This window comes from Caulobacter sp. HJHS_5 (assembly GCF_056683955.1).
The window spans coordinates 1-26216 of the sequence record NZ_JBWZNC010000004.1 but is presented as its reverse complement, the minus strand read 5'-3'; the positions used below and the strand labels follow the sequence as shown (position 1 = coordinate 26216).

Below are 26216 nucleotides of genomic sequence, written 5' to 3'. Positions count from 1 at the left end.
CCAGGGGGGAAGGGGGCTTCGTTCCTGCTCACGGCCCCGCCGCGATGGCGATGCGGCTGCTGGCGCCGTGGGCGTTGATGGTGGGGCGGTACATGTCGCGGGCTTCCGGGGCGGGCAGGAAGAAGGCGCCGGGGGTGACCGCGCGGGCGACGTAGGCGAAGGCGAACGGCTTGCCGCCCTGCAGGTCCATGGCCGCGACATAGCGGTCGTCGCGGGATTCCTGGGCGTCGGGAGCCGAGAGTTCGCCGAGGAACTTGAACGGTCCGGACTGGGCGTCGTCGGCGCCGAGCGTGGTCTCGATCTCGAAGCCGGCGGGCAGGGCGTCGTCGACCACCAGGGCGGTGGAGCGCGACTGCATGGAGCGGCCGGTGATCAGCACGATGACCCGGTCGCCCTGGCGCAGGCCGTTGGGATCGACCGCGCCGCCGGTGAAGCTGAGCAGGCGCTTGGACACCGAGACGCCGCTGGACGAGGCCTCGGGGGCGGCGACGGGCGTGCCGCGCACGGTGGTCGTGCGCCAGATCGCGCCGCGCCCCTGGTTGACGAAGCGGGCGTCCTCCAGCCGGCCGACCGACCAGCGGGGCGAGGCCGCCACGCCGCCGATGGGCGCGGCGCCGGCGGCTTTCACGTTCACCGGCCCGGCGGCCTTGAGCATGAAGTGGGCGGCGCGCAGCAGCATGGCCTGCTCCTGGGTATTGAGCGCGTCGGGATCCTTCACGGCGCCGTCGAGGCGGCCGGTGAGGCCCTTGGCGATGTCCGGGAAGCCGGCCTCGTAGGCAAGGGCGATGACGCCGGCGAGGTCGCGCAGGGGGCTCTGGTACCAGTCGTTCTCGTCGCGATAGCCGAGGCCGCGCGACGCCTGCTGCAGGGCGGAGCGGGCGCGGGCCCGGTCGCCCATCATGGCCAGACCCGCCCCAACCTGGGCCTTGGCGAGGGGCGAGCCCTCCTTCTTCATCTGCACGTCGTGCCACCAGCGCAGGCGCGCGAGGTCGCCTTTGCCGCCCTTGGCCATGACGTAGAGGGCGTAGGCCGAGCCGCGGCTGCGCATCCGCTCGGTCGCCTTCTTGGAAGCGTCCTCGCTGGAGGCCCACCAGCCCGGATAGGTGAGGCGGTAGGAGACCGAGCTCCAGCCCTCGGGCCGGCTGACCTGGCGCATCGCATTGAGGGCGCGGTCGATGGCGGCGTCGGGGACCGGGGCGCCCTGGCGTCTGGCCTCGATCAGGAAGTCGGTGAAGTAGGCGCCAGCCCAGACGTCGGCCTCGCCGTCGCCGACCCGCCAGAGGCCGAAGGCGCCGTCGAGGGTCTGGCGGTCGATCAGCTTGCCGACGGCGTCGCTGAGGGCGGCGGGGACGCGCCGCAGCTTTGGATCGGCCGAGACCTCCTGGGCGTAGAGCAGTGGATAAGCGACCGAGGCGATCTGCTCGGAGCAGCCGTAGGGGTAGCGCGAGAGGGCCAGGGCGATGGGGCCGGGGTCGAAGCCGCGGAACGGCGAGTAGCTGACCTGCAGGTTCACGTCGCCGGCGGCCAGGCCGCTCATCAGGGCGGCGGGCGGCGTCCAGCTCTGGCCGGGGGCCTGGGCCTCGACGGTGGTGCGGACCACCGGGCCCCAGCCGATGCGGGTCTGGATCGGGTAGGACTTGGCGGTGGTGAAGCCGGGGCCGACGACCTTGAAGCCAATGGCGCCGATCCCGGTGCGGCTGGGGGCCATGAACGGAATGCGCTCGGCGATGCGCTGGCCGAGGATCAGGTTGAAGACCTTGCGGAAGGCGACGGCCAAGCCGCCGCTGGAGGTGGCCTCCGCCGTATAGGCGCCGGGCTTGCCCTCGACGTTGTGGAGCTCCAGCGTGGCGGTGGCGCTGTCGCCCGGGGCGAGGAAGCGGGGCAGGGCAAGGTCGGCGACCACCGGCTCGCGCACGGTCATCGGCTTGGACGCCGAACCGACGGCCTCGTCGGTCCAGGCCACGGCCATGAGGCGCAGCTCGCCGTTGAAGTCGGCGGGCGGCAGCTTGATCGTCGCCTTGCCGTCGAGGCCGGTCTCGACCACGCCGGACCACAGGGCAACCGACTTGATGGGGGTGACGGTGAGGCCCTCGCCGCCGATCTCGTCGCCGCCGAAGTTGACGTTGGCGGGAGCGCCGAGGTTGGGGTCGAGCAGGCGGCCGTAGTCGTCGCGATAGTCGACGGTCAGCGCCCGCTTGCCGAAGTACCATTTCACCGGGTCGGGGCTGGCCTGCTTGGTCAGGGCCAGGATGCCCTCGTCGACGGCGGCCAGGGTGACGCGGGCCCTCTGGCCGAGCCCGAGGCCCTTGACCGCGACGGGCACCTCCACCGGGGCCTTGCTGTCCAGCTTCACCGGCGTCCCGAGATCGACGGTCAGCCGGCGCTTGCCGGGATCGAGCGGCACGTAGACGAGGCCGAGCGCGCGGCGCGGCTTGGGCGAGGCGACCGGGTCGCGCGGCTGGACGACGGTGACCAGCACATAGGCGCCGCCGCCCCACTCGGCCGAGGTCTTCAGCTTCAGCGAGGCGCCGTCCTTGCCGACGGTGAGGGTCTTGAAGTCGATCAGGCGGTCGGTGGCGACGGCGACCTGGGCCTCGCCGGGGTAGGGCGATTTCAGCGTGATCTCGACCGTGTCGCCCTGCGAATAGGTCTTGGTTCCGGCGCTGACACGAACGTAGTCGGGGGTCTCGCCTTCCTTGGCGGGGGCGCCCCAGCCGGCGGCGAAGCGGACGACGGTCCTGGCGCCGTTGGGGCCTTCGAGCACCAGGCGATAGTCGCCCCAGCCGAGACGGCGGTTGAGACGGGCGTCGGCGTTGGCGGCGATGCTGGTGACGCCTTGCGCGACCACGGCGTCGCGGCTGGTGCGGCGGTACTGCCAGCGGCCGTTCTGCTGGAACCAGTCGTAGTCCCAGTTCTCGGAGATCAGGGTCCAGCGCACGCCTTGGGCGGCGACGCGGGCGCCGGCGGCGTTCACGGCGGCGAGGTTGAAGGTCATCTGGGGCGTGTTCTCGCCCTGCTGGCCCTCGTCGATCTTGACCCCGAGGTAGAGCGGGCGCGTGCGCACCTTCAGCTCCAGGCCCTCGCGGACCGGGCGACCGCCGGGCTCGAACACCGAGGCGGTGAGGGCGGCTTCCAGCGGCTGGGCGGTGTCAGCCTCGGGCGTGAAGGCGAGGACGGCGCGGCCGTCGCCGTCGGTGACGCTGGAGCCGAGCTCGACATAGGTCTCGTCGAAGGGCTGGGCGGCGTCGCCCCAGCGGTAGTCCTTCAGCTGCGGGAAGGGGTCGTGGTCGATACGCAGGCGGGCCTCGCCCTGGGTCTGCAACCCGGCGCCGGGCGCGCCGTAGAGGAAGCGGGCGTTGACCTCCACGCGCCGGGTCTCGCCGCTCGCGACCGGGACGGTCTGCTGGCCGACGGCGGTGACGGCCAGGCGTTGGGGCGCGAAGTCCTCGACGGAGAAGCTCATCTGGCCGGCCGCCTCGGTGAGGCCTTCGATTTCGAGCCGGGCGGTCCAGCGGCCGCGCGGGGCGCTGCGGGGCAGGGCGACGTCGGCGGTCGCCGAACCCGCCGACTTGTCGAAGCCGTAGCGGGCGAACTCCACGCCGGAGGGGCGGGAGACCACGATGGCGCCCTTGCGGTCCTTTACGGCGCGGGCCTGGCGGTCGCGGATCAGGGCGGCGAGGTGGACGGTCTCGCCCGGACGATAGATGCCGCGGTCGGCGTAGAGATAGCCGTCGACGGCGGTCTTGGCGTCGCGGCCCCCAGTCTCGTTTTTGGCCGTGTCGGCGTCGGTGGTGCGGCCGCCGACGCCCTGTTTGGAAAGATCGACCGGAGGGCGCTCGAGGTCGAGCACGGCCAGGTCGCCCTGCGGCCCATAGGCCATGACCATCTTGGCGCTGACCCCGCCGTCGCCCTTCAGCAGGGCGGCGGGGAACTTCACGCGGCCGTCGCGATCGGCGGTGGCCTCGCCGAGATCCTCGCCGTTGGAGGCGACGAGGGAGACCTTCACGCCGGGCACGACCTTGGCGGTTTTCAGCGAGCGGACGGCGACGTCGAGGGATTCCGAGCCCTGGTAGGCCAGCAGGGCCATGTCGGTGAAGATCACCCAGCGGCGGGCCTGGGCGGGCGGGTTGTCGCCGTCCTCATCGGGATCGCGGCCGCCGGTGACGTCCTTGGCCTTCAGCAGGTACCCGCCGGGCTTCATGTCCTTCAGCACGGCGCCGAGCGGGAAGACCGTGGTCGCGCGCCGGTCGCCGCCGGCGCCCACCGCCACCTCGCCCTTCCAGACGATGCGGCCCTCGCCGCGAGCGCTGTCGTCGCCGTAGTCGTAGGCGTATTCGCCCTCGGCCGTGGGGTCGGGGGCGCCGATGGAGCGGCGGACGAGGTTGCGGTCGGGCACGCGCCAGACCTCGATGTAGAGCCGCTGGACGTTGACCGTCTCGATGCCGACGCCATCGGAATCCTCGCGCGGCAGGATGACGCCGTCGCCGGCGAAACCGACGTAGGGCGGCTTCTCACCGAAGGTGAAGTCGACGTCGGCGTTGGCCGAGAGGGTCTCGCCGCCCTTGGCGGGCAGGCCCTTCAGCAGGGTGACGCGGCGGTCGGCGAAACCGACGCCCGCGAGGCAGAGCTCGGCGCCGTTCACCTTCACGGCCGGGGCGTGGCCGAGGTCGGGCGAGACCAGCACGAAGTCGGCGTAGGACTTGCCGGGGTCGAGCGGGCGGGTCAGCTCGACGCAGGCGGCCGGCTCGGCGCCGGAGGTGTCGAGCCGGGTGCGCCAGACGGCGAAACCGGCGGGCTTGGCGACGCCCGCGCGCCTGGCGTTGGCGTCGCGCGGCTTGCCGAAGCCGGCCCAGCTGAGCAGGCCGGGCGTGGAGGCGCCGGGGGCGGCGCGCGGGGCGAACAGGCCGCTCTTGGCGGCGACGATACCGCCGCCGAAGCCGACCGCGAGGGCGGCGACCACGGCGATGGGGGTGACATTGCGGCGGGCGAAGCCGGCCCAGTTTCCGGCATTGGCGCGGGCGCGCAGGCGGGAAAGGAAGCTGGGCTTCGAGGCCGGGGGCGTCTCGTGCTCAGGCGCGTTCGGCGTCTCGGACATTCGGCTCCCCCCGGTTCTCGCGGGGGATCGAACGACGGCGGGGCGGCGGGGTCAATCGCTGGAGTGCGACGGTCGCAGAATTGCGGGGAGCTCCGGCCCGCCCGACGGACTTACCGCGCCTCGGCCGCGATGATCGCGATCGTCAGCGGCGGGGCGCCGGCGGCGATGGCGAGAAGGCGGTCGATGTTGGGGTGGGCGCCGGGGCGGCTGCGGGCGTCGGCGACATGTTCGGCGAAGAGGGCGAGGCCTTGCTCGGCCGCCGGGGCGTCGAGGGCGCCGAAGCGTTGCCGCAGGTATTGGTAGACGGCCAGGGATCCCTGCTTGCCGGGCTGGTTCTCGATGGTGGCGACCACGGCGCCGGCGGCGTCGATGAGGTCGATGCGCTGCACGCCGTCGATGGGCGGCAGGTCCTGGAGGTTATCCTTGAACGTCGCGGCGGGCTGAAGCATCGGGCCTTCCAGAATCCGGAGCGTAGAAGCGCGGGCGGTCCGCTTAGCATGCTTCGGCGGGAGCGCCGCTCCCCTGGCGCGCTGGCGAGCCGTCCGCTGATTGAGGCGCCGAGGCCGGAACATCGGCCTCGGACGCGAGTTGGTCAGGAAAGGACCAGGCCTCACAGGGAGAAGCGATCATGGCCTCGGATACCGACGCCGCCGGCAATACACTGCCCGGGGACCAGGATCTCGGCGAGGGCGCGGAAGACCTGCGCGATGACGCCGAAGACTCCCAGCCGAAGGCGGATCATGAGGCTGAGCGGTCAGAGCAGCAGATCGACAAGGGCCTGAAGGAGACCTTCCCGGCCTCGGACCCGCCTCCGGCGAACCCCGGCGCGGACTAGCCGCACGCGGATGAGGCGTGAGCTCAGCTCAGGCCGCGGCCCAGCGGTTGTCGAGCGCCACCGGGTCGTCGATGGCCATGTCGTCCCAGTCGAGGTCCGGGCAGGGGCGCGAGGCGGCGGCGACGACGGCGGAGAGTTCCGAGGCCGAGGTGCAGCCGACGAGGACGCTGGAGGCTTCCGGGCGGGAGAGGGCGAAGCCGAGGGCGGCCTGCAGCGGGTCCGAGCGGCCTTCGGCGATCATGCGGCGCACGCGCGACAGGCGGCCGGCGGCGCCCTTGAGCTGGGCCGGCACGCGGTCCGGCGGCAGGAACAGCAGGCCGTTGAGGAAGATCGAGCGCAGCTGGACCTCGACGCCCATCTGGGCGATCTGGGCGAGGGCGCCGGAGACCAGCAGGCGCTGGTCGAGCAGGCTGCCGGGAGCCTGGACGAGTTCCGGGCGGAAGCGGCGGACGACGCCGACCGGATCATCGGTGGCGTGGACCCCGATGCCGACCTTGGAGACCAGGCCCTCGTCGCGCAGGCGCTGCAGGCGGTCCCACAGGGCGGGGCCGTGCGGGCCGAACAGGTCGCCGACATTGGGGACGACGATGGCGTGGGCGCGCTCGACGCCGAGGCGGCGCAGCGAGGCGCGGGCCTCGGCCTCCACGAAGTCCGGACCGCGGTCGGCGCGGGCGATGGCGATGACGAGGTTGAAGGGGACGGGGCGCGGGACGATCTGGCCGATGGCCAGCTCGGCGCGGCCGAAAACATGCGAGGCGTCGAGCACCGACAGGCCGGCGCGGGCGGCGATGGTCAGCATGTCCCGCGCCTCGGCTTCCGGCGGGCGGCCACGCAGGGTCGACGCGGAGTCGAGGCCGAACTGGGCGGCGGAAAGACCGAGCTTGGGCAGAAGGGACATGGGACGCCTGCGAACGCGGATCGGAGGCGCATAGAACGGCAAAGGGTTGAAGAAGCCGTTTCCGTAACCTTGCCGGGAGGTAAACGGGGGCGGCGAGCGGTCATGATCTGGTCATCACCTGTCGCGAGAAACACTTGGCGCCGGGCAGGTCCGGCGCCGTAGAAAGCCTTCGTGGACAGCTTCCCCGCCTATTTTCCGCTGACCGGACGCAAGGTCGTGATCGCCGGGTCCGGTCCCGCCGCCGAGGCCAAGGCGCGCCTATTCGAGGGCTCGCCGGCCGTGGTGGTGCGCGTGGAGGACCAGGCGGCCTGGCTGCCGGGGACCTACGCCGGGGCGATCCTGGCCTTCATCGCCGGCGGCGACGACCTGTTCGTGCAGGCGGCGGCGACGGCGGCGCGCTCGGCGCGAGCGCTAGTCAATGTGGTCGACCGGCCGGACCTTTCCGACTTCGTGACCCCGGCGGTGATCGACCGGGGGCCGGTTGTGGCCGCCGTGGGCACGGGCGGGGCGGCGCCGGTGCTGGCGACCCTGCTGCGCAACGACATCGAGGCCCAGGTGCCGGAGGGCGCGGGGCGCGTGGCCGTGTTGCTGCGCCGGTTCCAGGACGAGGTGCGGGCGGCGATGCCGGACCTGCGCGAGCGGCGGGCCTTCCTGCGGCAGGTGGTCTCCGGCCCGGCGGCCGGGGCGGCCCTGGCCGGCGACATGGACAAGGCCGAGACCCTGATGCGCGAGGCGATCGCGACGGCCGACGCCGGGCCGCCGCTGCGGGGGCGCATCCGCTTCGTGGCCGGGCGGGGGCCGGTGGACCTGCTGACGCTGCGGGCCTCGCGGGCCCTGGCCTCGGCCGACGTGCTGGTGGCGGACGCGGACGTCGATCCGGGCGTGCTGGGGCTGGTGCGGCGGGACGCCGAGCGGCTGGCGCCGGATGCGGACCTGATCGCGCTGGGGCGGGCGGGGGCCCAGGTGGTGCGCCTGATCACCGCCGTGCCGGACAAGGCCTCGATCCTGGCGCTGATCGAGGCGGGGATCGAGGTCGAGGTGCTGCTGGCGGCGCCGGAGTAGGGGCGGCTCGCACTTTCGCGACGAAATCCTCGTCCTTCGAGGCTCGCTGCGCTCGCACCTCAGGATGAGGATTTCGAGTGAAACGCCTCAGTAGTCCTCATCCTGAGGCGCCCGCGTGAGCGGGCCTCGAAGCTTGTCCTGAGCGCCGCCGAAGGCGGCGTCGAAGGGGACGAGGACGGTTCTGATGCCTACGCATCCAGATCCTTCCCGTTCGTCTCCGGCAGGAACAGCAGGGCGCAGACGATGGCGAGGGCGGTGAAGGCGAAGGGGTACCAGAGGCCGGCGTAGATATCGCCGGTGGCGGCGACGATGGCGAAGACGGTGGCGGGCAGGAAGCCGCCGACCCAGCCGGTGCCGATGTGGTAGGGCAGGCTCATCGCCGTGTAGCGGATCCTGGTGGGGAACAGCTCGACCAGGGCCGCGGCCTGCGGCCCGTAGAGGGCGGTGGCGGAGATGGCGAAGACGATCAGCCAGACCAGCAGCATGGCCGGGTTGGTGGTCGCCGGGTCGGCCTTGGCGGGGTAGCCCGCCTGGGTGAGCGCCGCGCCGAGATCCTTGCCGAAGGCGGCTTTCAGCTTGGCGAGGTCGGCGGCGGCGAGGGCCTCGCCGCGCGGAGCCTCGACCGCGGCGTCGCCGACCTTGACGACGGCGGGCGAGCCGGTCGGGCCGGCGGCGTTGTCATAGGAGACGCCGGCGGCCGCGAGGCTGGACTTGGCGATGTCGCAGCTGGTGCGGAACTGGGCCTTGCCGACCGGGTCGAACTGGAAGCTGCAGTCGGCGGGATCGGCGGTGACCGTCACCGGGGCGTTGCGGTTGGCCTCGGCCAGGGCGGGGCTGCCGGCCTGGGTGAGCTGGTGGAAGCCCGGGAACAGGGCGACGCAGAACAGGATCATGCCGCCGATCATCACCGGCTTGCGGCCGATCTTGTCCGACAGCCAGCCGAAGCCGATGTACATCGGCACGCTGAGGGCGACGACGACCAGCATCACCCAGTTCACGGTGGCCGGAGCGACCTTCACGGTCTTCTCGATGAAGGTGAGGGCGTAGAAGAACACCGCGTACCAGACGCTGCCCTGGGCGATCAGGATGGCGAACAGCGAGATCAGGACGGTCTTGAGGTTCTTCCACTGGGTGAAGCTCTCGGCGAAGGGCTTTTCGGAGCGCGTGCCCTCGTCCTTCAGCCTTTGGAACGCCGGGCTCTCGTGCAGCTTCAGGCGAATCCACATGGAGATGGCCAGCAGCGCCAGGGAGAACAGGAAGGGCAGGCGCCAGCCCCAGGCGTTGAAGGCGGCCTCGCCGACGAGGGTGCGGACGATCAGCACCATCAGCAGGGCGCCGCCGAGGCCGAAGGCGGCCGAGCCGCCCAGCCAGGCGGCGGTGCGCCCGCGCTTATCGTCGTCGACATGCTCGACGATATAGATCGCCGCCCCGCCCCATTCGCCGCCGAGGGCCAGGCCCTGGAGGATGCGGAGCGCCAGGAACAGCCAGGGCGCGACGATGCCGGCGGTGGCGTAGCTGGGCAGAAGGCCGATGGCGAAGGTCGACAGGCCCATCAGGCTCATGGTGGCGAGGAAGGTCGCCTTGCGGCCAATGCGGTCGCCGATGCGGCCGAAGATCAGGGCGCCGATCGGGCGGAAGGCGAAACCCACCGCGAACGCGCCGAGGGCGAAGATGAAGGCGGTGGAGTCGTCCAGACCCGCGAAGAAGGTCTTGGACATGATGGTCGCCAGGGGGACGAACAGGAAGAAGTCGTACCATTCGAAGGCGGTGCCCGCCGCCGAGGCGGCGACGACCGTGGTCATCGAAGTGCGTTTGCCAGCCTGTTCGGCCATGCGTGGTTCCCCCTGCTTTTGAGGCGGGCTTAGCATGAGCATGGGCGGGGATGAAACCGGGACCGGGGAACATCCGGCTTCCAGGCGCGCACTCCAAATCGCTTCCCTCGGCCTTGTGCCGAGGGCCTCTGGTTCGGTTTCCGTTGAGCGTCAGGCTTTAGCGCCGCGTGAGTGGGCAGAGGGGCCCTCGGCACAAGGCCGAGGGAAGCGGTGAACTTGCGACCGAAAGCGGTGGCGCCTCAGGCCACCGAGGCCGCCGGGCGCTTCGGGCCGTCGTCGAGCGACTGGCGCAGGGCGTGGCAGGCGTCGGCGCAGGCGGCGCAGGCCTCGGCGCAAATCCGGCAGTGCTCGTGCATGGCGGCGTGCTTGCGGCACTCGACGGCGCAGCGGCGGCAGGCGGCCTCGCAGGCCTGGGAGGCGACGTCGAGCAGGGGGCCGTCGCGGCCGGTGTAGCGCGAGGCGACGCCGGAGAAGGCCCAGCAGATGTCGGCGCAGTCGAGGTCCAGGCGGATGCACTGGATGAGGTCGGCGATCATCGCCTCGGCGAGGCAGGCGTCGGCGCAGGAGCGGCAGATGGCGGCGCACTCGGCGGCCAGGGTGGCGGCCTTGGCGGCGGCGCCGCAGACCGACCCGCCGTAGCGCGGGTGAGCGGCGAGCATGTCTTGCAGTTGGGTCATCCGGACGCCTCCTCCTGGAACTAGAAGCGCCGGTCTGCGGTCAAGGTTCCGGACAGCAAGCGCCTTCCCCCTGGATGGGGGAAGGGTAGGGATGGGGGTGGAAGCGGTCCGGCTCGCGGTGAGTGGGGCGTGAGGCTGGGGTGACTTGCCGAGCGCGTTGTCGCGGAAAGTCAGCAGTCACCCCCACCCCTGCCCCTCCCCCATCGAGGGGGAGGGATTATTTTTTCGCCGCCAGGATGTCGTCCAGCGACGACTTGGCCTTGGGATCGGTCTTGACCAGCATCGGGTAGCGCAGGCCGTCGTGGTAGTCGAAGCGGTAGGTCTTGTAGCGGTCGCCGGTCTTGATCAGCAGTTCGGGCGCGGGGCCATTGCCCTTGGCGGCGGTGATCGCCGTCTTCAGGCGGTCGATGCTGTAGGTCTCGCCGTTGACGGCCACGATGGTGGCGCCGACGGTCAGGCCCTGCTTGAAGGCCGGGCCGTCCCAGAGGATCGAGGTCAGGGTGGCGCTGTTGTTGACCGTGAAGCCCAGGGAGTAGGTGAGCAGGCGCGAGTTGGCGATGTCTTCCGTCTGCTTGCCCCAGACAGTGGGCTTTTCCTGCCATTCCAGCTTGTAGCCGGCGCGGGCCAGGCTATCGAGCGGCACGGGACCGTTGCCCTCCACCCGGTCCTTGAGGAACTTGGCCCAGTCGTAGGGCGTGACGTCGTTCAGCGTCTTGACCACGTCGTCGAAGGTGTAGGTGAGCTCGTCGAAGTGGCCGTCGTTGACGCCGAAGAAGGCCTTGGCGAAGTCGTCGAGCGACTTCCTGCCGCCGGTGCGCTCGCGGATCAGGGTGTCGGCGTCGAGCCAGATCAGCAGGCCCTCGACATAGTAGTCCTCGCTGCGCTGCCAACTGCTCCAGGCCTGGGCCTTGCGCTGGGCGATCGGCGGGTCGTTGGTGGTGTCGAGCACGTTGCGCCAGACGCGGCCCGGCCGGCCGGGGCCATAGAGGGCGGCGGCGCTGGCGAAGTAGCCGAGGATTTCCTCGTTGGTGGCCATGCCCGAGCGGGCCTGCAGGACATAGCCCCAGTACTGGGTCTGGCCCTCGTAGACCCACAGCAGGCTGTCGCGCATCGGGGTGTTGTAGGTGGCGGTCCACAGGTCCTGGCCGCGGCGGTACTTGCCGTTCCACGAGTGGACGTACTCGTGCGGGATGACGTTGCGGTCGGGCGCGAGGTTGGCCCAGTTCTCGAAGGTCTTGGCATTGAGGTCGATCTCGGTGGAGCGGTGATGCTCCAGGCCGATGCCGCCCAGCTTGTCGCCGACGGCGGCGAGGAAGTCGTAGTGGTCGAAATGGCGGGCGCCGAACAGCTTGTCGGCCTGGGTCACCATCCGCTTCAGGGAGTCGATCTGCTCGGGCTTGGACTCCAGCATCTCAGCGCTGTCGGCCAGGAAGTTGATGCGCACCGGCGACTTGCCGCTGGTGTCGAGGTCGATGGTCTTGACGTACTTGCCGGCCATCAGCGGGCTGTCGGCGAAGACGTCGAGCGGCACGGTCTTGAAGGTGGTGGTGTTCCCGCTGGTGGAGGCGGCCTCGAGGGCGGTGGCGTACTTCCAGCCCTCCGGGAAGGTGATGCTGGCCGAGATCGGGATGCGGCGGACGTAGTAGCCGGCCGGATACATGACCTGGGAGATGGTCTGCAGGTTGCTGATCTCGGGCGTCACCGTGACGCGGCCCTGGGCGGTGGCGGTCGGCGACAGGTACTGGAACTCGACGTCGATGCTGGTCGCGCCGGCGGGCGCGTCGATGTTGAAGGCGTAGACGTCGGCGCTGTCGCGCAGCCATTTGATGGGCTGGCCGTTGGCCGAGAACTTGATCCCCGCGATCTTCTCGATCTGGCCGCTGTCGGAGTGGTTGCCGGGAATCCACTCGGGATAGAGCACGGTCATCGGGCCGGGCGTGGCCGGGATGCTCTGTCTGATGGTGAAGATGCGGCGGTCGATGTCGGTGGCGTCGATGGCGACCTTGATGACGCCCGGATAGGCGACGTCGCGCGGGGCGGGATGGGCCGGATTGGGCGCGGCGGGTTCGGCGACGGGCTGGGAGGCGGGGGAGGGCGCGGCCGCTTGTTGCGCGTGGGCGGAAAAGGCCAGCATGGCCGCGGCCGAGGCGGCCAGAAGCAGGGATTGACGTTTCAACAGGAGCTTTCCCGACGGGTTACATCTTGCGTGGCAGTTTTGCAGCCGCCGGGCTCGCGCGCCATCCGAAAAAAGAACCGGCGCCCCCTTCCCTTGAGGGTCCAAAAGGACTATCTCGCGCGTCTCGCGAAATTTCCGTTCGACTGAGGCGCGATTCCTCGCGCTCGCCCGGTCGCCGTCTTTCGCGTTCGGCCCGATGGCGCTGGTCTCGCCCTGACCAGTCGCGAAGGGGCCAGCCTCCCTCTCCCGGGGGGCCGTCAGCGTCCGACGGCGGATTCCCTGATTGGGTGTCTGGCGTCGAGGGTGGACGCAGCGACACGACAACGCCCGGATTCTCCAATCCGGCGCCAGGGAAATATAAATGGCTCAGTCCTTCACCGGCAAAAAGCGGATCCGTAAGTCTTTCGGCCGCATCCCCGAAGCCGTGCAGATGCCGAACCTGATCGAGGTTCAGCGTTCCTCGTATGAGCAGTTCCTGCAGCGCGAAGTGCGCACGGGCACGCGCCGCGACGAGGGCATCGAGGCGGTCTTCAAGTCGGTGTTCCCGATCAAGGACTTCAACGAGCGCGCCGTGCTCGAATACGTCTCGTACGAGTTCGAAGAGCCGAAGTACGACGTCGAAGAGTGCATTCAGCGCGACATGACCTACGCCGCGCCGCTGAAGGTGAAGCTGCGCCTCATCGTGTTCGAAACCGAAGAGGAAACCGGCGCCCGCTCCGTGAAGGACATCAAGGAGCAGGACGTCTACATGGGCGACATCCCGCTCATGACCGACAAGGGCACGTTCATCGTCAACGGCACCGAGCGCGTGATCGTCTCGCAGATGCACCGTTCGCCGGGCGTGTTCTTCGACCACGACAAGGGCAAGACCCACGCCTCGGGCAAGCTGCTGTTCGCCGCCCGCGTGATCCCGTACCGCGGCTCGTGGCTCGACTTCGAATTCGACGCCAAGGACATCGTCTACGTCCGCATCGACCGCCGCCGCAAGCTGCCGGCCACGACCTTCCTCTACGCCCTCGGCATGGACGGCGAAGAAATCCTCACGACCTTCTACGACGTCGTGCCGTTCGAGAAGCGCGGCGAAGGCTGGGCCACGCCCTACAAGCCCGAGCGCTGGCGCGGCGTGAAGCCGGAGTTCGCCCTGATCAACGCCGACACCGGCGAGGAAGTGGCTCCGGCCGGCATCAAGATCAGCGCCCGCAACGCCAAGAAGTTCGCCGACAACGGCCTGACCACGCTGCTGCTCGGGCCGGAAGCCCTGACCGGCCGCTACCTGGCCCGCGACGCCGTCAACTTCCAGACCGGCGAAATCTACGCCGAAGCCGGCGACGAGCTGGACCCGGCCTCGATCGCCGCCCTGGCCGAGCAAGGCTTCGAGACGGTCGATGTGCTCGACATCGACCACGTGACGGTCGGCGCCTACATGCGCAACACCCTGCGCATCGACAAGAACGCCGTCCGCGAGGACGCGCTGTTCGACATCTATCGCGTGATGCGCCCGGGCGAGCCGCCGACGGTGGAAGCCGCCGAGGCCATGTTCAAGAGCCTGTTCTTCGACAGCGAACGCTACGACCTGTCGTCGGTGGGCCGCGTGAAGATGAACATGCGCCTGGAGCTCGACGTCTCCGACGAGATGCGCGTGCTGCGCAAGGAAGACGTGCTTGAAGTGCTCAAGGTGCTGGTCGGCCTGCGCGACGGCCGCGGCGAAATCGACGACATCGACAACCTCGGCAACCGCCGCGTCCGTTCGGTGGGCGAACTGCTGGAGAACCAGTACCGCGTCGGCCTGCTGCGCATGGAGCGGGCGATCAAGGAGCGCATGAGCTCGGTCGATATCGACACGGTCATGCCGCACGACCTGATCAACGCCAAGCCGGCGGCCGCCGCCGTCCGCGAATTCTTCGGCTCCTCGCAGCTGTCGCAGTTCATGGACCAGACCAACCCGCTGTCGGAAATCACCCACAAGCGCCGCCTCTCGGCCCTCGGCCCGGGCGGTCTGACCCGCGAGCGCGCCGGCTTCGAAGTGCGCGACGTGCACCCGACGCACTACGGCCGCATCTGCCCGATCGAAACGCCGGAAGGCCCGAACATCGGCCTGATCAACTCGCTGGCCACCCACGCCCGCGTGAACAAGTACGGCTTCATCGAAAGCCCCTATCGCCGCGTGACCGATGGCAAGCCGCAGGGCGAGGTCATCTACATGTCGGCGATGGAAGAGCCGAAGCACTTCATCGCCCAGTCGAACATCAAGCTCGAAGGCGGCCAGATCACCGACGACCTGGTCCCCGGCCGGGTGAACGGCGAACCGGGCCTGCTGCAGAAGACCGACGTCGACCTGATGGACGTGTCGCCCAAGCAGGTGGTCTCGGTCGCCGCGGCGCTGATCCCGTTCCTCGAGAACGACGACGCCAACCGCGCGCTGATGGGCTCGAACATGCAGCGTCAGGCCGTGCCGCTCGTCCAGTCGGACGCGCCGCTGGTCGGCACCGGCATGGAAGACGTGGTCGCCCGTGACTCCGGCGCCGTGGTCATCGCCCGCCGCACCGGCGTGGTCGAGCAGATCGACGGCACCCGTATCGTCATCCGCGCCACCGCGGAAACCGATCCGAACAAGCCCGGCGTCGACATCTACCGCCTGTCGAAGTTCCAGCGTTCGAACCAGAGCACCTGCATCAACCAGCGTCCGCTGGTGCGCGTGGGCGACAGGATCAACGCCGGCGACATCATCGCCGACGGCCCGTCGACCGACCTCGGCGAACTGGCCCTGGGCCGCAACGCGCTCGTCGCGTTCATGCCCTGGAACGGCTACAACTTCGAAGACTCGATCCTGATCTCCGAGCGCATCGTGCGGGACGACGTGTTCACGTCGATCCACATCGACGAGTTCGAGGTCATGGCCCGCGACACCAAGCTGGGTCCGGAAGAAATCACCCGCGACATCCCGAATGTCGGCGAGGAAGCCCTGCGCAACCTCGACGAAGCCGGCATCGTGGCCATCGGCGCCGAAGTGCAACCGGGCGACATCCTGGTCGGCAAGGTGACGCCGAAGGGCGAGTCGCCCATGACCCCGGAAGAAAAGCTGCTGCGCGCCATCTTCGGTGAAAAGGCCTCCGACGTGCGCGACACGTCGCTGCGTCTGCCGCCGGGCGTGGCCGGCACCATCGTCGAGGTCCGCGTCTTCAACCGTCACGGCGTCGACAAGGACGAACGCGCCCTGGCCATCGAACGCGCCGAAATCGACCGCCTGGGCAAGGACCGCGACGACGAGTTCGCGATCCTGAACCGCAACATGACCGGCCGTCTGCGCGAGCTGCTGACCGGCAAGAACGCCCTCTCGGGTCCCAAGGGCCTGGGCCGCGGCGAGATCACCGCCGAGAAGCTGGCCGAAATCGCGCCGGGCCTGTGGTGGCAGATCGCCCTCGACGACGAAAAGGCCATGGGCGAGCTGGAGGCCATGCGCCGTCAGTTCGACGAGGCCCGCAAGCGTCTCGACCGCCGCTTCGAGGACAAGGTCGACAAGTTGCAGCGCGGCGATGAACTGCCCCCGGGCGTGATGAAGATGGTCAAGGTGTTCGTGGCGGTGAAGCGCAAGCTGCAGCCGGGCGACAAGATGGCCGGCCGTCACGGCAACAAGGGCGTCATCTCCAAGATCCTGCCGATCGAGGACATGCCGCACCTGGAAGACGGCACCGCCGTCGACGTGGTGCTGAACCCGCTGGGCGTGCCTTCGCGCATGAACGTCGGCCAGATCTTCGAAACCCACCTCGGCTGGGCCGCGGCCGGTCTCGGCAAGCAGATCGCCGGACTGTTGGAAGCCTGGCAGAACGGCGGCCAGAAGGCCGAGCTGACCAACCGCCTGCGCGAGATCTACGGTCCCGACCAGGAGCTGCCGGACAACGAGGAAGAGCTGGTCGAACTGGCCCGCAACCTCTCGAAGGGCGTGCCTTTCGCGACCCCGGTGTTCGACGGCGCCCACATCGTGGACATCGAGGACCGCCTGGAAAGCGCGGGCCTGTCGCGCACCGGCCAGTCGATCCTGTTCGACGGCCAGACCGGCGATCAGTTCAAGCGTCCGGTCACGGTCGGCTACATCTACATGCTGAAGCTGCACCACCTGGTGGACGACAAGATCCACGCCCGTTCGATCGGCCCGTACTCGCTGGTCACGCAACAGCCGCTGGGTGGTAAGGCCCAGTTCGGCGGTCAGCGCTTCGGGGAAATGGAAGTGTGGGCTCTGGAAGCCTACGGCGCCGCCTACACCCTGCAGGAAATGCTGACGGTGAAGTCGGACGACGTGGCCGGCCGGACCAAGGTCTACGAAAGCATCGTCCGCGGCGACGACACCTTCGAGGCCGGCATTCCGGAAAGCTTCAACGTGCTGGTCAAGGAAATGCGCTCCCTCGGCCTCAACGTCGAACTCGAGAACAGCTGATCGCGTCTCGGCGGGACCGCGTCGCCGGTCCCGCCAACGCCTTCGCAATCGCCTCCCACGAGGCGCTCTGAACGATTTTCGCGGGAACCCCCGCAGAAGGAACCAAGATGAACCAGGAAGTCCTGAACATCTTCAATCCGGTCCCGGCCACGCCGACCTTCGACCAGATCCGCATCACCCTCGCCAGCCCGGAGAAGATCCGCTCCTGGTCGTTCGGCGAGATCAAGAAGCCGGAAACCATCAACTACCGCACGTTCAAGCCCGAGCGTGACGGCCTGTTCTGCGCGCGGATCTTCGGTCCGACGAAGGACTACGAGTGCCTGTGCGGCAAGTACAAGCGCATGAAGTACAAGGGCATCATCTGCGAGAAGTGCGGCGTCGAGGTGACCCTCGCGCGCGTCCGTCGCGAGCGGATGGGCCACATCGAACTGGCCTCGCCGGTCGCCCACATCTGGTTCCTGAAGTCGCTGCCCTCGCGCATCGCCATGATGCTCGACATGCCGCTGAAGGACATCGAGCGCGTGCTCTACTTCGAGCACTACATCGTCACCGAGCCGGGCCTGACCCCGCTGAAGCAGCACCAGCTGCTGGCGGAAGACGACTACATCCGCGCCCAGGACGAGTACGGCGACGACAGCTTCACCGCCGAAATCGGCGCCGAGGCCGTGCAGAACCTGCTGAAGGCCATCGACCTCGACAAGGAGGCCGACAAGCTGCGCGAGGAGCTGGCGGGCAACCCGTCGGACATCAAGCAGAAGAAGTATTCCAAGCGCCTGAAGATCATCGAGGCGTTCATGGAATCCGGCAACAAGCCGGAGTGGATGGTTCTGAACGTGATCCCGGTGATCCCGCCGGAACTGCGTCCGCTGGTGCCGCTGGACGGCGGCCGCTTCGCGACCTCCGACCTGAACGACCTGTATCGCCGGGTGATCAACCGGAACAACCGCCTGAAGCGCCTGATCGAGCTGCGCGCGCCGGACATCATCATCCGCAACGAAAAGCGGATGCTGCAGGAATCGGTCGACGCCCTGTTCGACAACGGCCGTCGCGGCCGCGTCATCACCGGCGCCAACAAGCGTCCGCTGAAGTCGCTCGCCGACATGCTGAAGGGCAAGCAGGGCCGCTTCCGCCAGAACCTGCTCGGCAAGCGCGTCGACTACTCGGGCCGTTCGGTCATCGTGGTGGGCCCCGAGCTGAAGCTGCACGAGTGCGGCCTGCCGAAGAAGATGGCGCTGGAGCTGTTCAAGCCGTTCATCTACGCGCGTCTGGACGCCAAGGGCCTGTCGGGCACCGTCAAGCAGTCCAAGCGCATGGTCGAGCGTGAGCAGCCGGCGGTCTGGGACGTGCTGGAAGAGGTGATCCGCGAGCACCCGGTTCTGCTGAACCGCGCTCCGACCCTGCACCGCCTGGGCATCCAGGCGTTCGAGCCGAAGCTGATCGAGGGCAAGGCGATCCAGCTGCACCCGCTGGTCTGCGCCGCCTTCAACGCCGACTTCGACGGCGACCAGATGGCCGTGCACGTGCCGCTTTCGCTGGAAGCCCAGCTGGAAGCCCGCGTGCTGATGATGAGCACGAACAACATCCTGTCGCCGGCCAACGGCCGCCCGATCATCGTGCCGTCGCAGGACATCGTCCTGGGCCTCTACTACCTGTCGCAGGCCCGTGAGAACGAGCCGGGCGAAGGCAAGGCGTTCGCCGACCTCAACGAGATCGACCAGGCGCTGGGCGCCGGGGTCGTGACCCTGCACTCCAAGATCAAGGCGCGCTACGCCGAGATGAACGAGGCGGGCGAGCTGGTCACCAAGGTGATCGAGACGACGCCGGGCCGGATGAAGATCGCCGCCCTGCTGCCGAAGCACCCGGCGGTGGGTCACCGTCTGGTCGCCAAGGCCCTGACGAAGAAGGAAATCGGCAATCTGATCGACGTGGTCTATCGCCACTGCGGCCAGAAGGCGACGGTGATCTTCGCCGACCAGATCATGGGTCTGGGCTTCAAGGAAGCGGCCAAGGCCGGCATTTCCTTCGGCAAGGACGACATCATCATCCCGAAGCGCAAGGTCGCCATCGTCGACGAGACCAAGAAGCTCGCCGAGGAATATGAGCAGCAGTACGCCGACGGCCTGATCACCAAGGGCGAGAAGTACAACAAGGTCGTCGACGCCTGGGCCAAGGCCACCGATCGCGTCGCCGACGAGATGATGGCCGAGCTGCAGGAGAAGCACGTCGACGCCAACGGCCGCGAGCGCGAGATCAACGCCATCTACATGATGGCCCACTCCGGCGCCCGGGGTTCGCAAGCCCAGATGAAGCAGCTCGGCGGGATGCGCGGCCTGATGGCCAAGCCGTCCGGCGAGATCATCGAGACCCCGATCGTCTCGAACTTCAAGGAAGGCCTGACCGTTCAGGAGTACTTCAACTCCACCCACGGCGCCCGTAAGGGCCTGGCCGACACCGCCCTGAAGACCGCCAACTCGGGCTACCTGACCCGTCGTCTCGTCGACGTGGCCCAGGACTCGATCATCACCGAGGAAGACTGCGGCACCACCAAGGGCATCACCCTGCGGGCGGTGGTCGAGGGCGGCGACGTGCTCGTCTCGCTCGGCCAGCGCGTGCTGGGCCGCTTCGCGGCGGAAGACGTCAAGGATCCGACCTCGGGCGAGCTGATCGTGCCGGCCGACACCTATCTGGACGAAACCCAGGTCGAGCTGATCGACAAGGCCGGCGTGCCGTCGGTGAAGGTGCGTTCGGTGCTGACCTGCGAGGCCAAGATCGGCTGCTGCGGCGCCTGCTACGGCCGCGACCTGGCCCGCGGCACCCCGGTGAACATCGGCGAAGCGGTGGGCGTCATCGCCGCCCAGTCGATCGGCGAGCCCGGCACCCAGCTGACCATGCGGACCTTCCACATCGGCGGCACCGCCCAGGTGGCCGAGCAGTCGTTCTTCGAAGCCAGCATCGACGGGATCGCCAAGATCGCCGGCGGCGCCTTCGTGACGACCGACAGCGGCGAGCTGATCGTGATGAGCCGTAACCTGACGGTCACCGTTCAGGTCGACGGCAAGGACCGCGAGACCTACAAGCCGCCGTACGGCGCGCGCTTGAAGATCAAGGACGGCGACGCGGTGAAGCGCGGCGCCCGCCTGGCGGACTGGGACCCCTACACCACCCCGATCATCACCGAAGTGGGCGGCGTGGTTCGTTCCGAGGACCTGGTGGACGGCTTCTCCGTCCGCGAGGAAGTCGACGAAGCCACCGGCATCGCCAACCGCGTGATCGCCGACTGGCGCGCCTCGGCGCGCGGGTCCGACCTGCGCCCGGCCATGGCCGTGCTCGGCGAGGACGGCGCCTACAAGCGCATCGCCAGCGGGGGTGAAGCCAAGTACCTGCTGCCCGCCGGCGCCATTCTCTCGGTGGCCGACGGCGAAAAGGTGAAGCCCGGCGACGTGCTGGCCCGTATCCCCACGGAAGGCGCCAAGACGCGCGACATCACCGGCGGTCTGCCGCGGGTGGCTGAGCTGTTCGAAGCCCGTCGTCCGAAGGACTGCGCGGTCATCGCCGAGATGGACGGCCGCGTCACCTTCGGGAAAGACTACAAGAACAAGCGTCGCATCAAGATCACGCCGGAGAACGGCGACGAGGCGGATGCGGTCGAGTTCCTGATCCCGAAGGGCAAGCACATCGCCGTCCACGACGGCGACGTGATCCGCAAGGGCGAGTACATCATCGACGGCAACCCGGATCCGCACGACATCCTGCGCATCCTGGGCATCGAGGCGCTGGCCGACTTCCTGGTCAATGAGATCCAGGAGGTCTACCGACTGCAGGGCGTGCCGATCAACGACAAGCACATCGAGGTGATCGTTCGCCAGATGCTGCAGAAGGTGGAAATCCTGGAGCCCGGCGACACCGGCCTCATCAAGGGCGACCACATGGACAAGCCGGACCTGGATCTGGAGAGCGCCAAGGCGGAAGCCCGCGGCGGTCGCCCGGCCATCGTCCAGCCCGTCCTGCTCGGCATCACCAAGGCCTCGCTGCAGACCCGCTCGTTCATCTCGGCCGCCTCCTTCCAGGAGACGACCCGGGTGCTCACGGACGCCTCGGTGCACGGCAAGACCGACACCCTGGAAGGCCTCAAGGAGAACGTCATCGTCGGCCGCCTCATCCCGGCCGGCACGGGCTCGTACCTGCGCGGCCTGCAACGCATCGCCGCCAAGCGCGACGAAGTGCTGTCGGCCCAGCGCGAGCAGGCCATGGAGCCGCTGCCGGCGGAGATCACCGCCGAAGTGGAAGCCTAGGCCTCAGCGCCCAGGACGAAGGACCAAGGAGCGGCCCGGGAGCGATCCCGGGCCGTTTTCGTATTCTCCTATCGCCCGGCGTCCCTCACTGGGCGCCGAGGGCGTCCTTCGCGATGGCCCGGAGCCCCGGGTAGAGCGCCTCGCACTCGGCCATCGTCCTACAGTCCTTGTAGGCCTTGACGGCGCCCTTGGCGGCGGCGGTGTTGTCGAAGCGGGCCTGCTTGTCGGGCGCCAGGACGGGACCGATCGAGGCGTCGGTGGTCCTGACGCCGGCGCGGCGCTCCTCGCAGTAGGCGCGGTCCCCCGGCGCGATGCGGGCGGTGTCCAGACAATTGATCAGGCTGCGGCGCAGGGCGGTGCGGGTCTGCTCCGACGGAGCGCCGGGCGCGATCGGCGGCGGCGGGGTCTCGACGGTCGGCAGCGGTTCGGGCACGGCGACGGCCCCGACCGGCGGGGGCAGGGCCACGCGCGGCCGCAAGACCGAGGTGGGGCGGGACGAGCGCTCCTGCGGGCGCGGGGGCGGGGGCAGGACGAAGACCTCCACCGCGGTCGGCTCGTCCAGGGTCGCCATGGTCGTCTGCGGCGCGCGCAGGCCGAGCCAGGCCAGCAAGGCGACGTGACCGGCCGCGACCAGCGTGAACACGGCGGTGCGCACCAGCCAGGTGTGGGTCGGCTCGGCGATGACCAGCGGCGTCCCTCCCCCGGCGGCTAAGCCTGGCGAACCTGACGACGGGAGGGGGCGAAAAGGTGGCGGACGCCGTTATTGAGGGCTGGGGTTGCAGGCGATCCCGAAGTTCGAATTCACGCCGGTGCAGGTGGTCATCGGATTGCCCATCGAGCCCTCGCGCTCGCGGCGCGCCCGGGCGTTGGCGGCGGCGGCGCGGTCGAACTCGGCTTGCTTGGCCGGATCGATGGCCAGGGGCAGCGGCTTGGCCCGGTCGGCGGCGAGGCCGAACTTGCGGTCGCAGGCGGCGCGCTCGGCCGGGGTGAGGGCGTGCAGGTCCTGCGATTCGCAGCCCGTCGTCTGGCGCAGGGTCCCGCGCACCCCGTCGTTCCGGGGCAGGTTGACGGCCGGCGGGGCGACCGGTCCGGTCGGGCCCGCCGCGGCGGTCGACGGCGGGGCGGGCAGGGGCGCGACGTTCGACGGGGCGACCGGCAGGACGATGCGGGGCCGGAACGGCGTGACCCCGGGCGGGGGGCGGCCGTCCCGCGGCTGGCGCGGCGGCGGGGGCGGCACGAGGAAGGCCTCGACCACCTGGGGCTCCGGCGGAACCACCATGTTGGTCTGGGGCGCGTGCAGGCCTAGCCAGGCCAGAACCAGGACGTGCGCCAGGGTCACCAGCACGAACAGGCCGGCGCGGACGAACCACAGGCGTCGGTGGGCGGCCGGCGTCAGGGGCGTGCTCCTTGGGGGCGTCTTGGCCGATGGATCATCGACCGGCGAGGGGGCGGGATGGTGGCCCGCGGGCGATGGGCGCCGCAACCCCTTCCGTGCGACTCAAGTCCTTGCAAGGTCGAGCTTTCCGCCCTTGACCCAACCCTTGCTCGCGAGTAAATACCGCCCTCCTTTCGAGGCCGGGGTTCGCTCCGGCCCGATGAACGGTCCCCCTGCGAAGGGCGGATGGGCCCGCCGGAACGCGTACAAGCCGCGTCCCGGCGAGTTTTGTTTGATCGGAACCTCGACAGTAAACGAGTTTTTGGATTTTCCGAGGCGCCCCGGCCCAACGGCACACGCCTCCACAGAGCGAGACAGAATGCCTACCGTCAACCAGCTCATCCGCAAGCCGCGGCAGCCGAAACCGGTCCGTAACAAGGTGCCGGCCCTGAAGGGTTGCCCGCAGCGTCGCGGCGTTTGCACCCGCGTCTACACCACCACCCCGAAGAAGCCGAACTCGGCCCTTCGTAAGGTCGCCAAGGTCCGTCTGACCTCCGGCATCGAAGCCGTCTGCTACATCCCCGGCGAGGGCCACAACCTGCAGGAGCACTCGGTCGTGCTCATCCGCGGCGGCCGCGTGAAGGACTTGCCCGGCGTCCGTTATCACATCCTGCGCGGCGTCCTTGACACGCAAGGCGTCAAAGATCGCAAGCAGCGCCGTTCGAAGTACGGCGCCAAGCGTCCGAAGTAAGGATCAGAAGATATGTCCCGTCGTCGCCGCGCAGAGAAGCGTGAAGTCCTGCCGGATCCCAAGTTCGGGGATCTCATCGTCACTAAGTTCATGAACTACGTGATGTATGAAGGCAAAAAAGCCGTCGCCGAAAACATCATCTATGGTGCTTTCGACATCCTGGAAGCCAAGCGCAAGGACCAGGGCCCCCTGGAAACCTTCCACGGCGCCCTGGACAACGTCGCTCCGGCGATCGAAGTCCGCTCGCGCCGGGTCGGCGGCGCCACCTATCAGGTGCCCGTCGAAGTGCGTCCGGAGCGCCGTCGCGCCCTGGCCATCCGCTGGCTCGTGACCGCCGCCCGCAAGCGCGGCGAGAACACCATGACCGAGAAGCTGGCCGGTGAGCTGCTCGACGCTTCGAACAACCGCGGCACCGCCGTGAAGAAGCGCGAAGACACCCACAAGATGGCTGAAGCCAACCGCGCCTTCTCGCACTACCGCTGGTAAGACCTCTTACCAGACCCTTTCAGGCGCGGGCGGTTTCGGCTAAACCGCCCGCGCCGCACGTTTGACGTCCTAAAACTGCACCGCTTTATCGAGGCGCCCCTATGCCCCGCACGCATAAGATCGAAGACTACCGCAACTTCGGAATCATGGCCCACATCGATGCGGGCAAGACGACGACGACGGAGCGGATCCTCTACTACACCGGCAAGAGCCATAAGATCGGCGAGGTCCACGACGGCGCCGCGACCATGGACTGGATGGAGCAGGAGCAGGAGCGCGGCATCACGATCACCTCGGCCGCCACGACCGCCTTCTGGAACGGCAAGCGCCTCAACATCATCGACACCCCCGGCCACGTGGACTTCACCATCGAAGTCGAACGCTCGCTGCGCGTGCTCGACGGCGCGGTGACGGTGCTGGACGGCAACGCCGGCGTGGAGCCGCAGACCGAGACCGTCTGGCGTCAGGCCGACAAGTACAAGGTTCCGCGGATCGTGTTCGTCAACAAGATGGACAAGATCGGCGCCGACTTCGACAAGTCGGTCGAATCGATCCGCGACCGTCTCGGCGCCAAGGCCGTGCCGATCCAGTTCCCGATCGGCTCGGAAAGCAACCTGAAGGGCCTCGTGGACCTGGTCCGCATGAAGGCCGTGCTGTGGGACAACGACGGCCTCGGCGCGTCGTTCCGCGACGAGGAAATCCCCGCCGATCTGATGGACAAGGCCGTCGAGGCCCGCAACTACCTGATCGAGAACGCCGTCGAACTCGACGACGAGGCGATGGAAGCCTACCTCGGCGGCGACGAGCCGTCGGAAGAGACCATCAAGAAGTGCCTGCGCAAGGCGGTTCTGACCGGCGCCTTCTATCCGATCCTCTGCGGCTCGGCCTTCAAGAACAAGGGCGTGCAGCCCCTGCTCGACGCCGTCGTCGACTACCTGCCCTCGCCGGTGGACATTCCGCCGACCCAAGGCATCGACTTCAAGACCGAAGAGCCCGTCGAGCGCCGCGCTTCGGACGACGAGCCCCTGTCGGTCCTGGCGTTCAAGATCATGGACGACCCCTTCGTGGGCTCGCTGACCTTCTGCCGCATCTACTCGGGCAAGCTCGAGACCGGCATGGCCCTGATGAACTCGACCCGCGACAAGCGCGAGCGCGTCGGCCGCATGCTGCTGATGCACTCGAACAACCGCGAGGACATCAAGGAAGCCTACGCCGGCGACATCGTCGCCCTGGCCGGCCTGAAGGAAACCCGCACCGGCGACACCCTGTGCGATCCGTTGAAGAGCCCGGTGATCCTGGAGCGCATGGAATTCCCGGCGCCCGTCATCGAGATCGCGGTGGAGCCGAAGTCGAAGGCCGACCAGGAAAAGCTGGGCGTCGCCCTGGCCAAGCTGGCCGCGGAAGACCCCTCGTTCACCGTCTCGACCGATCACGAGAGCGGCCAGACCATCCTCAAGGGGATGGGCGAACTGCACCTCGACATCAAGATCGACATCCTGAAGCGCACCTACAAGGTGGAAGCCAACATCGGCGCGCCGCAGGTGGCCTACCGTGAATCGCTCGGCCGCAAGGCGGAGATCGACTACACGCACAAGAAGCAGACCGGCGGCACGGGCCAGTTCGCCCGCGTGAAGCTGGTGTTCGAGCCGGGCGAGCCGGGTTCGGGCTTCGTGTTCGAGAGCGCCATCGTCGGCGGCGCGGTGCCGAAGGAATACGTCCCGGGCGTCGTGAAGGGTCTGGAATCGGTGAAGGACAACGGCCTGCTGGCCGGGTTCCCGCTGATCGACTTCAAGGCCACCCTGATCGACGGCGCCTACCACGACGTCGACTCCTCGGTGCTGGCCTTCGAAATCGCCTCCCGCGCGGCCTTCAAGGAACTGCGCGAGAAGGGCTCCCCGAAGCTGCTCGAGCCGATCATGGCCGTCGAGGTCGTGACCCCGGAAGAATATCTTGGCTCGGTCATCGGCGACCTGAACGGCCGCCGGGGCATGATCCAGGGGCAGGACATGCGCGGCAACGCCACGGTGGTGAACGCCTTCGTGCCGCTGGCCAACATGTTCGGCTACGTGAACAACCTGCGCGGCATGTCGCAAGGCCGCGCCCAGTTCACGATGCAATACGATCACTACGAGCAGGTGCCGCAACACGTCGCCGACGAAGTGATCAAGAAGTACGCCTAGTTTTCCAACCCTAACTGAGGACAAGCCCAAACAGGGCTGGAGCTTGAAATGGCCAAAGAGAAGTTCGAACGCACGAAGCCGCACTGCAACATTGGCACGATCGGCCACGTTGACCACGGCAAGAC

Annotated in this window: 16 protein-coding genes; 8 read left to right on the top strand and 8 right to left on the bottom strand. The window is 68.7% G+C overall.

Translation table 11 applies throughout. The features are described from left to right. Nucleotides 1–28: 28 nt before the first annotated feature. Complete coding sequence (locus ACFLIT_RS08450) at nt 29–5095, bottom strand: alpha-2-macroglobulin family protein (protein WP_479910781.1); 5067 nt, start codon at nt 5093–5095, stop codon at nt 29–31. Between the two features lie 110 nt (nt 5096–5205). Next, a complete protein-coding gene (locus ACFLIT_RS08445; RefSeq protein ID WP_479910780.1) occupies nt 5206–5544 on the bottom strand; it encodes a DUF2322 family protein in 339 nt (112 codons plus the stop codon). A 179-nt stretch (nt 5545–5723) separates the two neighbouring features. On the opposite strand from ACFLIT_RS08445, the gene ACFLIT_RS08440 reads away from it, so the two are divergent. Then, nucleotides 5724–5930, top strand: a complete 207-nt coding sequence (locus ACFLIT_RS08440) for a hypothetical protein (protein ID WP_479910779.1) — start codon at nt 5724–5726, stop codon at nt 5928–5930. A 28-nt stretch (nt 5931–5958) separates the two neighbouring features. Here ACFLIT_RS08440 and ACFLIT_RS08435 read toward each other — a convergent pair whose 3' ends face one another. After that, nucleotides 5959–6828 carry a bifunctional regulator KidO gene (locus ACFLIT_RS08435; protein ID WP_479910778.1) on the bottom strand — a complete coding sequence of 290 codons (870 nt, stop codon included), beginning with the start codon at nt 6826–6828 and terminating at the stop codon, nt 5959–5961. A 171-nt stretch (nt 6829–6999) separates the two neighbouring features. Here ACFLIT_RS08435 and ACFLIT_RS08430 point away from each other — a divergent pair, with 171 nt between their 5' ends. After that, nucleotides 7000–7890: an NAD(P)-dependent oxidoreductase gene (locus tag ACFLIT_RS08430; RefSeq protein WP_479910777.1), complete on the top strand. Its 891-nt coding sequence runs from the start codon at nt 7000–7002 to the stop codon at nt 7888–7890. 188 nt (nt 7891–8078) lie between these two features. On the opposite strand, the gene ACFLIT_RS08425 is transcribed toward ACFLIT_RS08430, so the two are convergent. From ACFLIT_RS08425 to ACFLIT_RS08415, 3 genes are all read right to left on the bottom strand, one after another. Beyond that, complete coding sequence (locus ACFLIT_RS08425; RefSeq protein ID WP_479910776.1) at nt 8079–9722, bottom strand: MFS transporter; 1644 nt, start codon at nt 9720–9722, stop codon at nt 8079–8081. 239 nt (nt 9723–9961) lie between these two features. After that, complete coding sequence (locus ACFLIT_RS08420) at nt 9962–10399, bottom strand: four-helix bundle copper-binding protein (RefSeq protein WP_479910775.1); 438 nt, start codon at nt 10397–10399, stop codon at nt 9962–9964. A 217-nt stretch (nt 10400–10616) separates the two neighbouring features. Next, nucleotides 10617–12575, bottom strand: coding sequence for a M61 family metallopeptidase (locus ACFLIT_RS08415; protein ID WP_479910774.1), 1959 nt, complete (start codon nt 12573–12575; stop codon nt 10617–10619). A gap of 361 nt (nt 12576–12936) precedes the next feature. Here ACFLIT_RS08415 and rpoB point away from each other — a divergent pair, with 361 nt between their 5' ends. Further along, a complete protein-coding gene (gene rpoB / locus ACFLIT_RS08410; protein WP_479910773.1) occupies nt 12937–17007 on the top strand; it encodes a DNA-directed RNA polymerase subunit beta in 4071 nt (1356 codons plus the stop codon). Between the two features lie 107 nt (nt 17008–17114). Further along, complete coding sequence (gene rpoC, locus ACFLIT_RS08405) at nt 17115–21299, top strand: DNA-directed RNA polymerase subunit beta' (protein ID WP_479910772.1); 4185 nt, start codon at nt 17115–17117, stop codon at nt 21297–21299. A gap of 85 nt (nt 21300–21384) precedes the next feature. On the opposite strand, the gene ACFLIT_RS08400 is transcribed toward rpoC, so the two are convergent. Further along, entirely contained in the window at nt 21385–21954 is a 570-nt protein-coding gene (locus tag ACFLIT_RS08400) for a hypothetical protein (RefSeq protein ID WP_479910771.1), read from the bottom strand. A 105-nt stretch (nt 21955–22059) separates the two neighbouring features. Beyond that, nucleotides 22060–22782, bottom strand: a complete 723-nt coding sequence (locus ACFLIT_RS08395) for a hypothetical protein (RefSeq protein ID WP_479910770.1) — start codon at nt 22780–22782, stop codon at nt 22060–22062. Nucleotides 22783–23053: 271 nt separating this feature from the next. Between ACFLIT_RS08395 and rpsL the strand changes: the two genes are divergently transcribed. The 4 genes from rpsL to ACFLIT_RS08375 all read left to right on the top strand — a co-directional run. After that, a complete protein-coding gene (gene rpsL / locus ACFLIT_RS08390) occupies nt 23054–23425 on the top strand; it encodes a 30S ribosomal protein S12 (protein WP_479910769.1) in 372 nt (123 codons plus the stop codon). 12 nt (nt 23426–23437) lie between these two features. Continuing rightward, on the top strand, nt 23438–23911 hold the full coding sequence (gene rpsG / locus ACFLIT_RS08385) for a 30S ribosomal protein S7 (RefSeq protein ID WP_479910768.1): 474 nt from the start codon (nt 23438–23440) through the stop codon (nt 23909–23911). 101 nt (nt 23912–24012) lie between these two features. Then, nucleotides 24013–26091, top strand: coding sequence for an elongation factor G (gene fusA / locus ACFLIT_RS08380; protein WP_479910767.1), 2079 nt, complete (start codon nt 24013–24015; stop codon nt 26089–26091). A 48-nt stretch (nt 26092–26139) separates the two neighbouring features. Continuing rightward, nucleotides 26140–26216: hypothetical protein (locus ACFLIT_RS08375; protein ID WP_007443273.1), on the top strand; the 77-nt coding region annotated here is incomplete at its 3' end.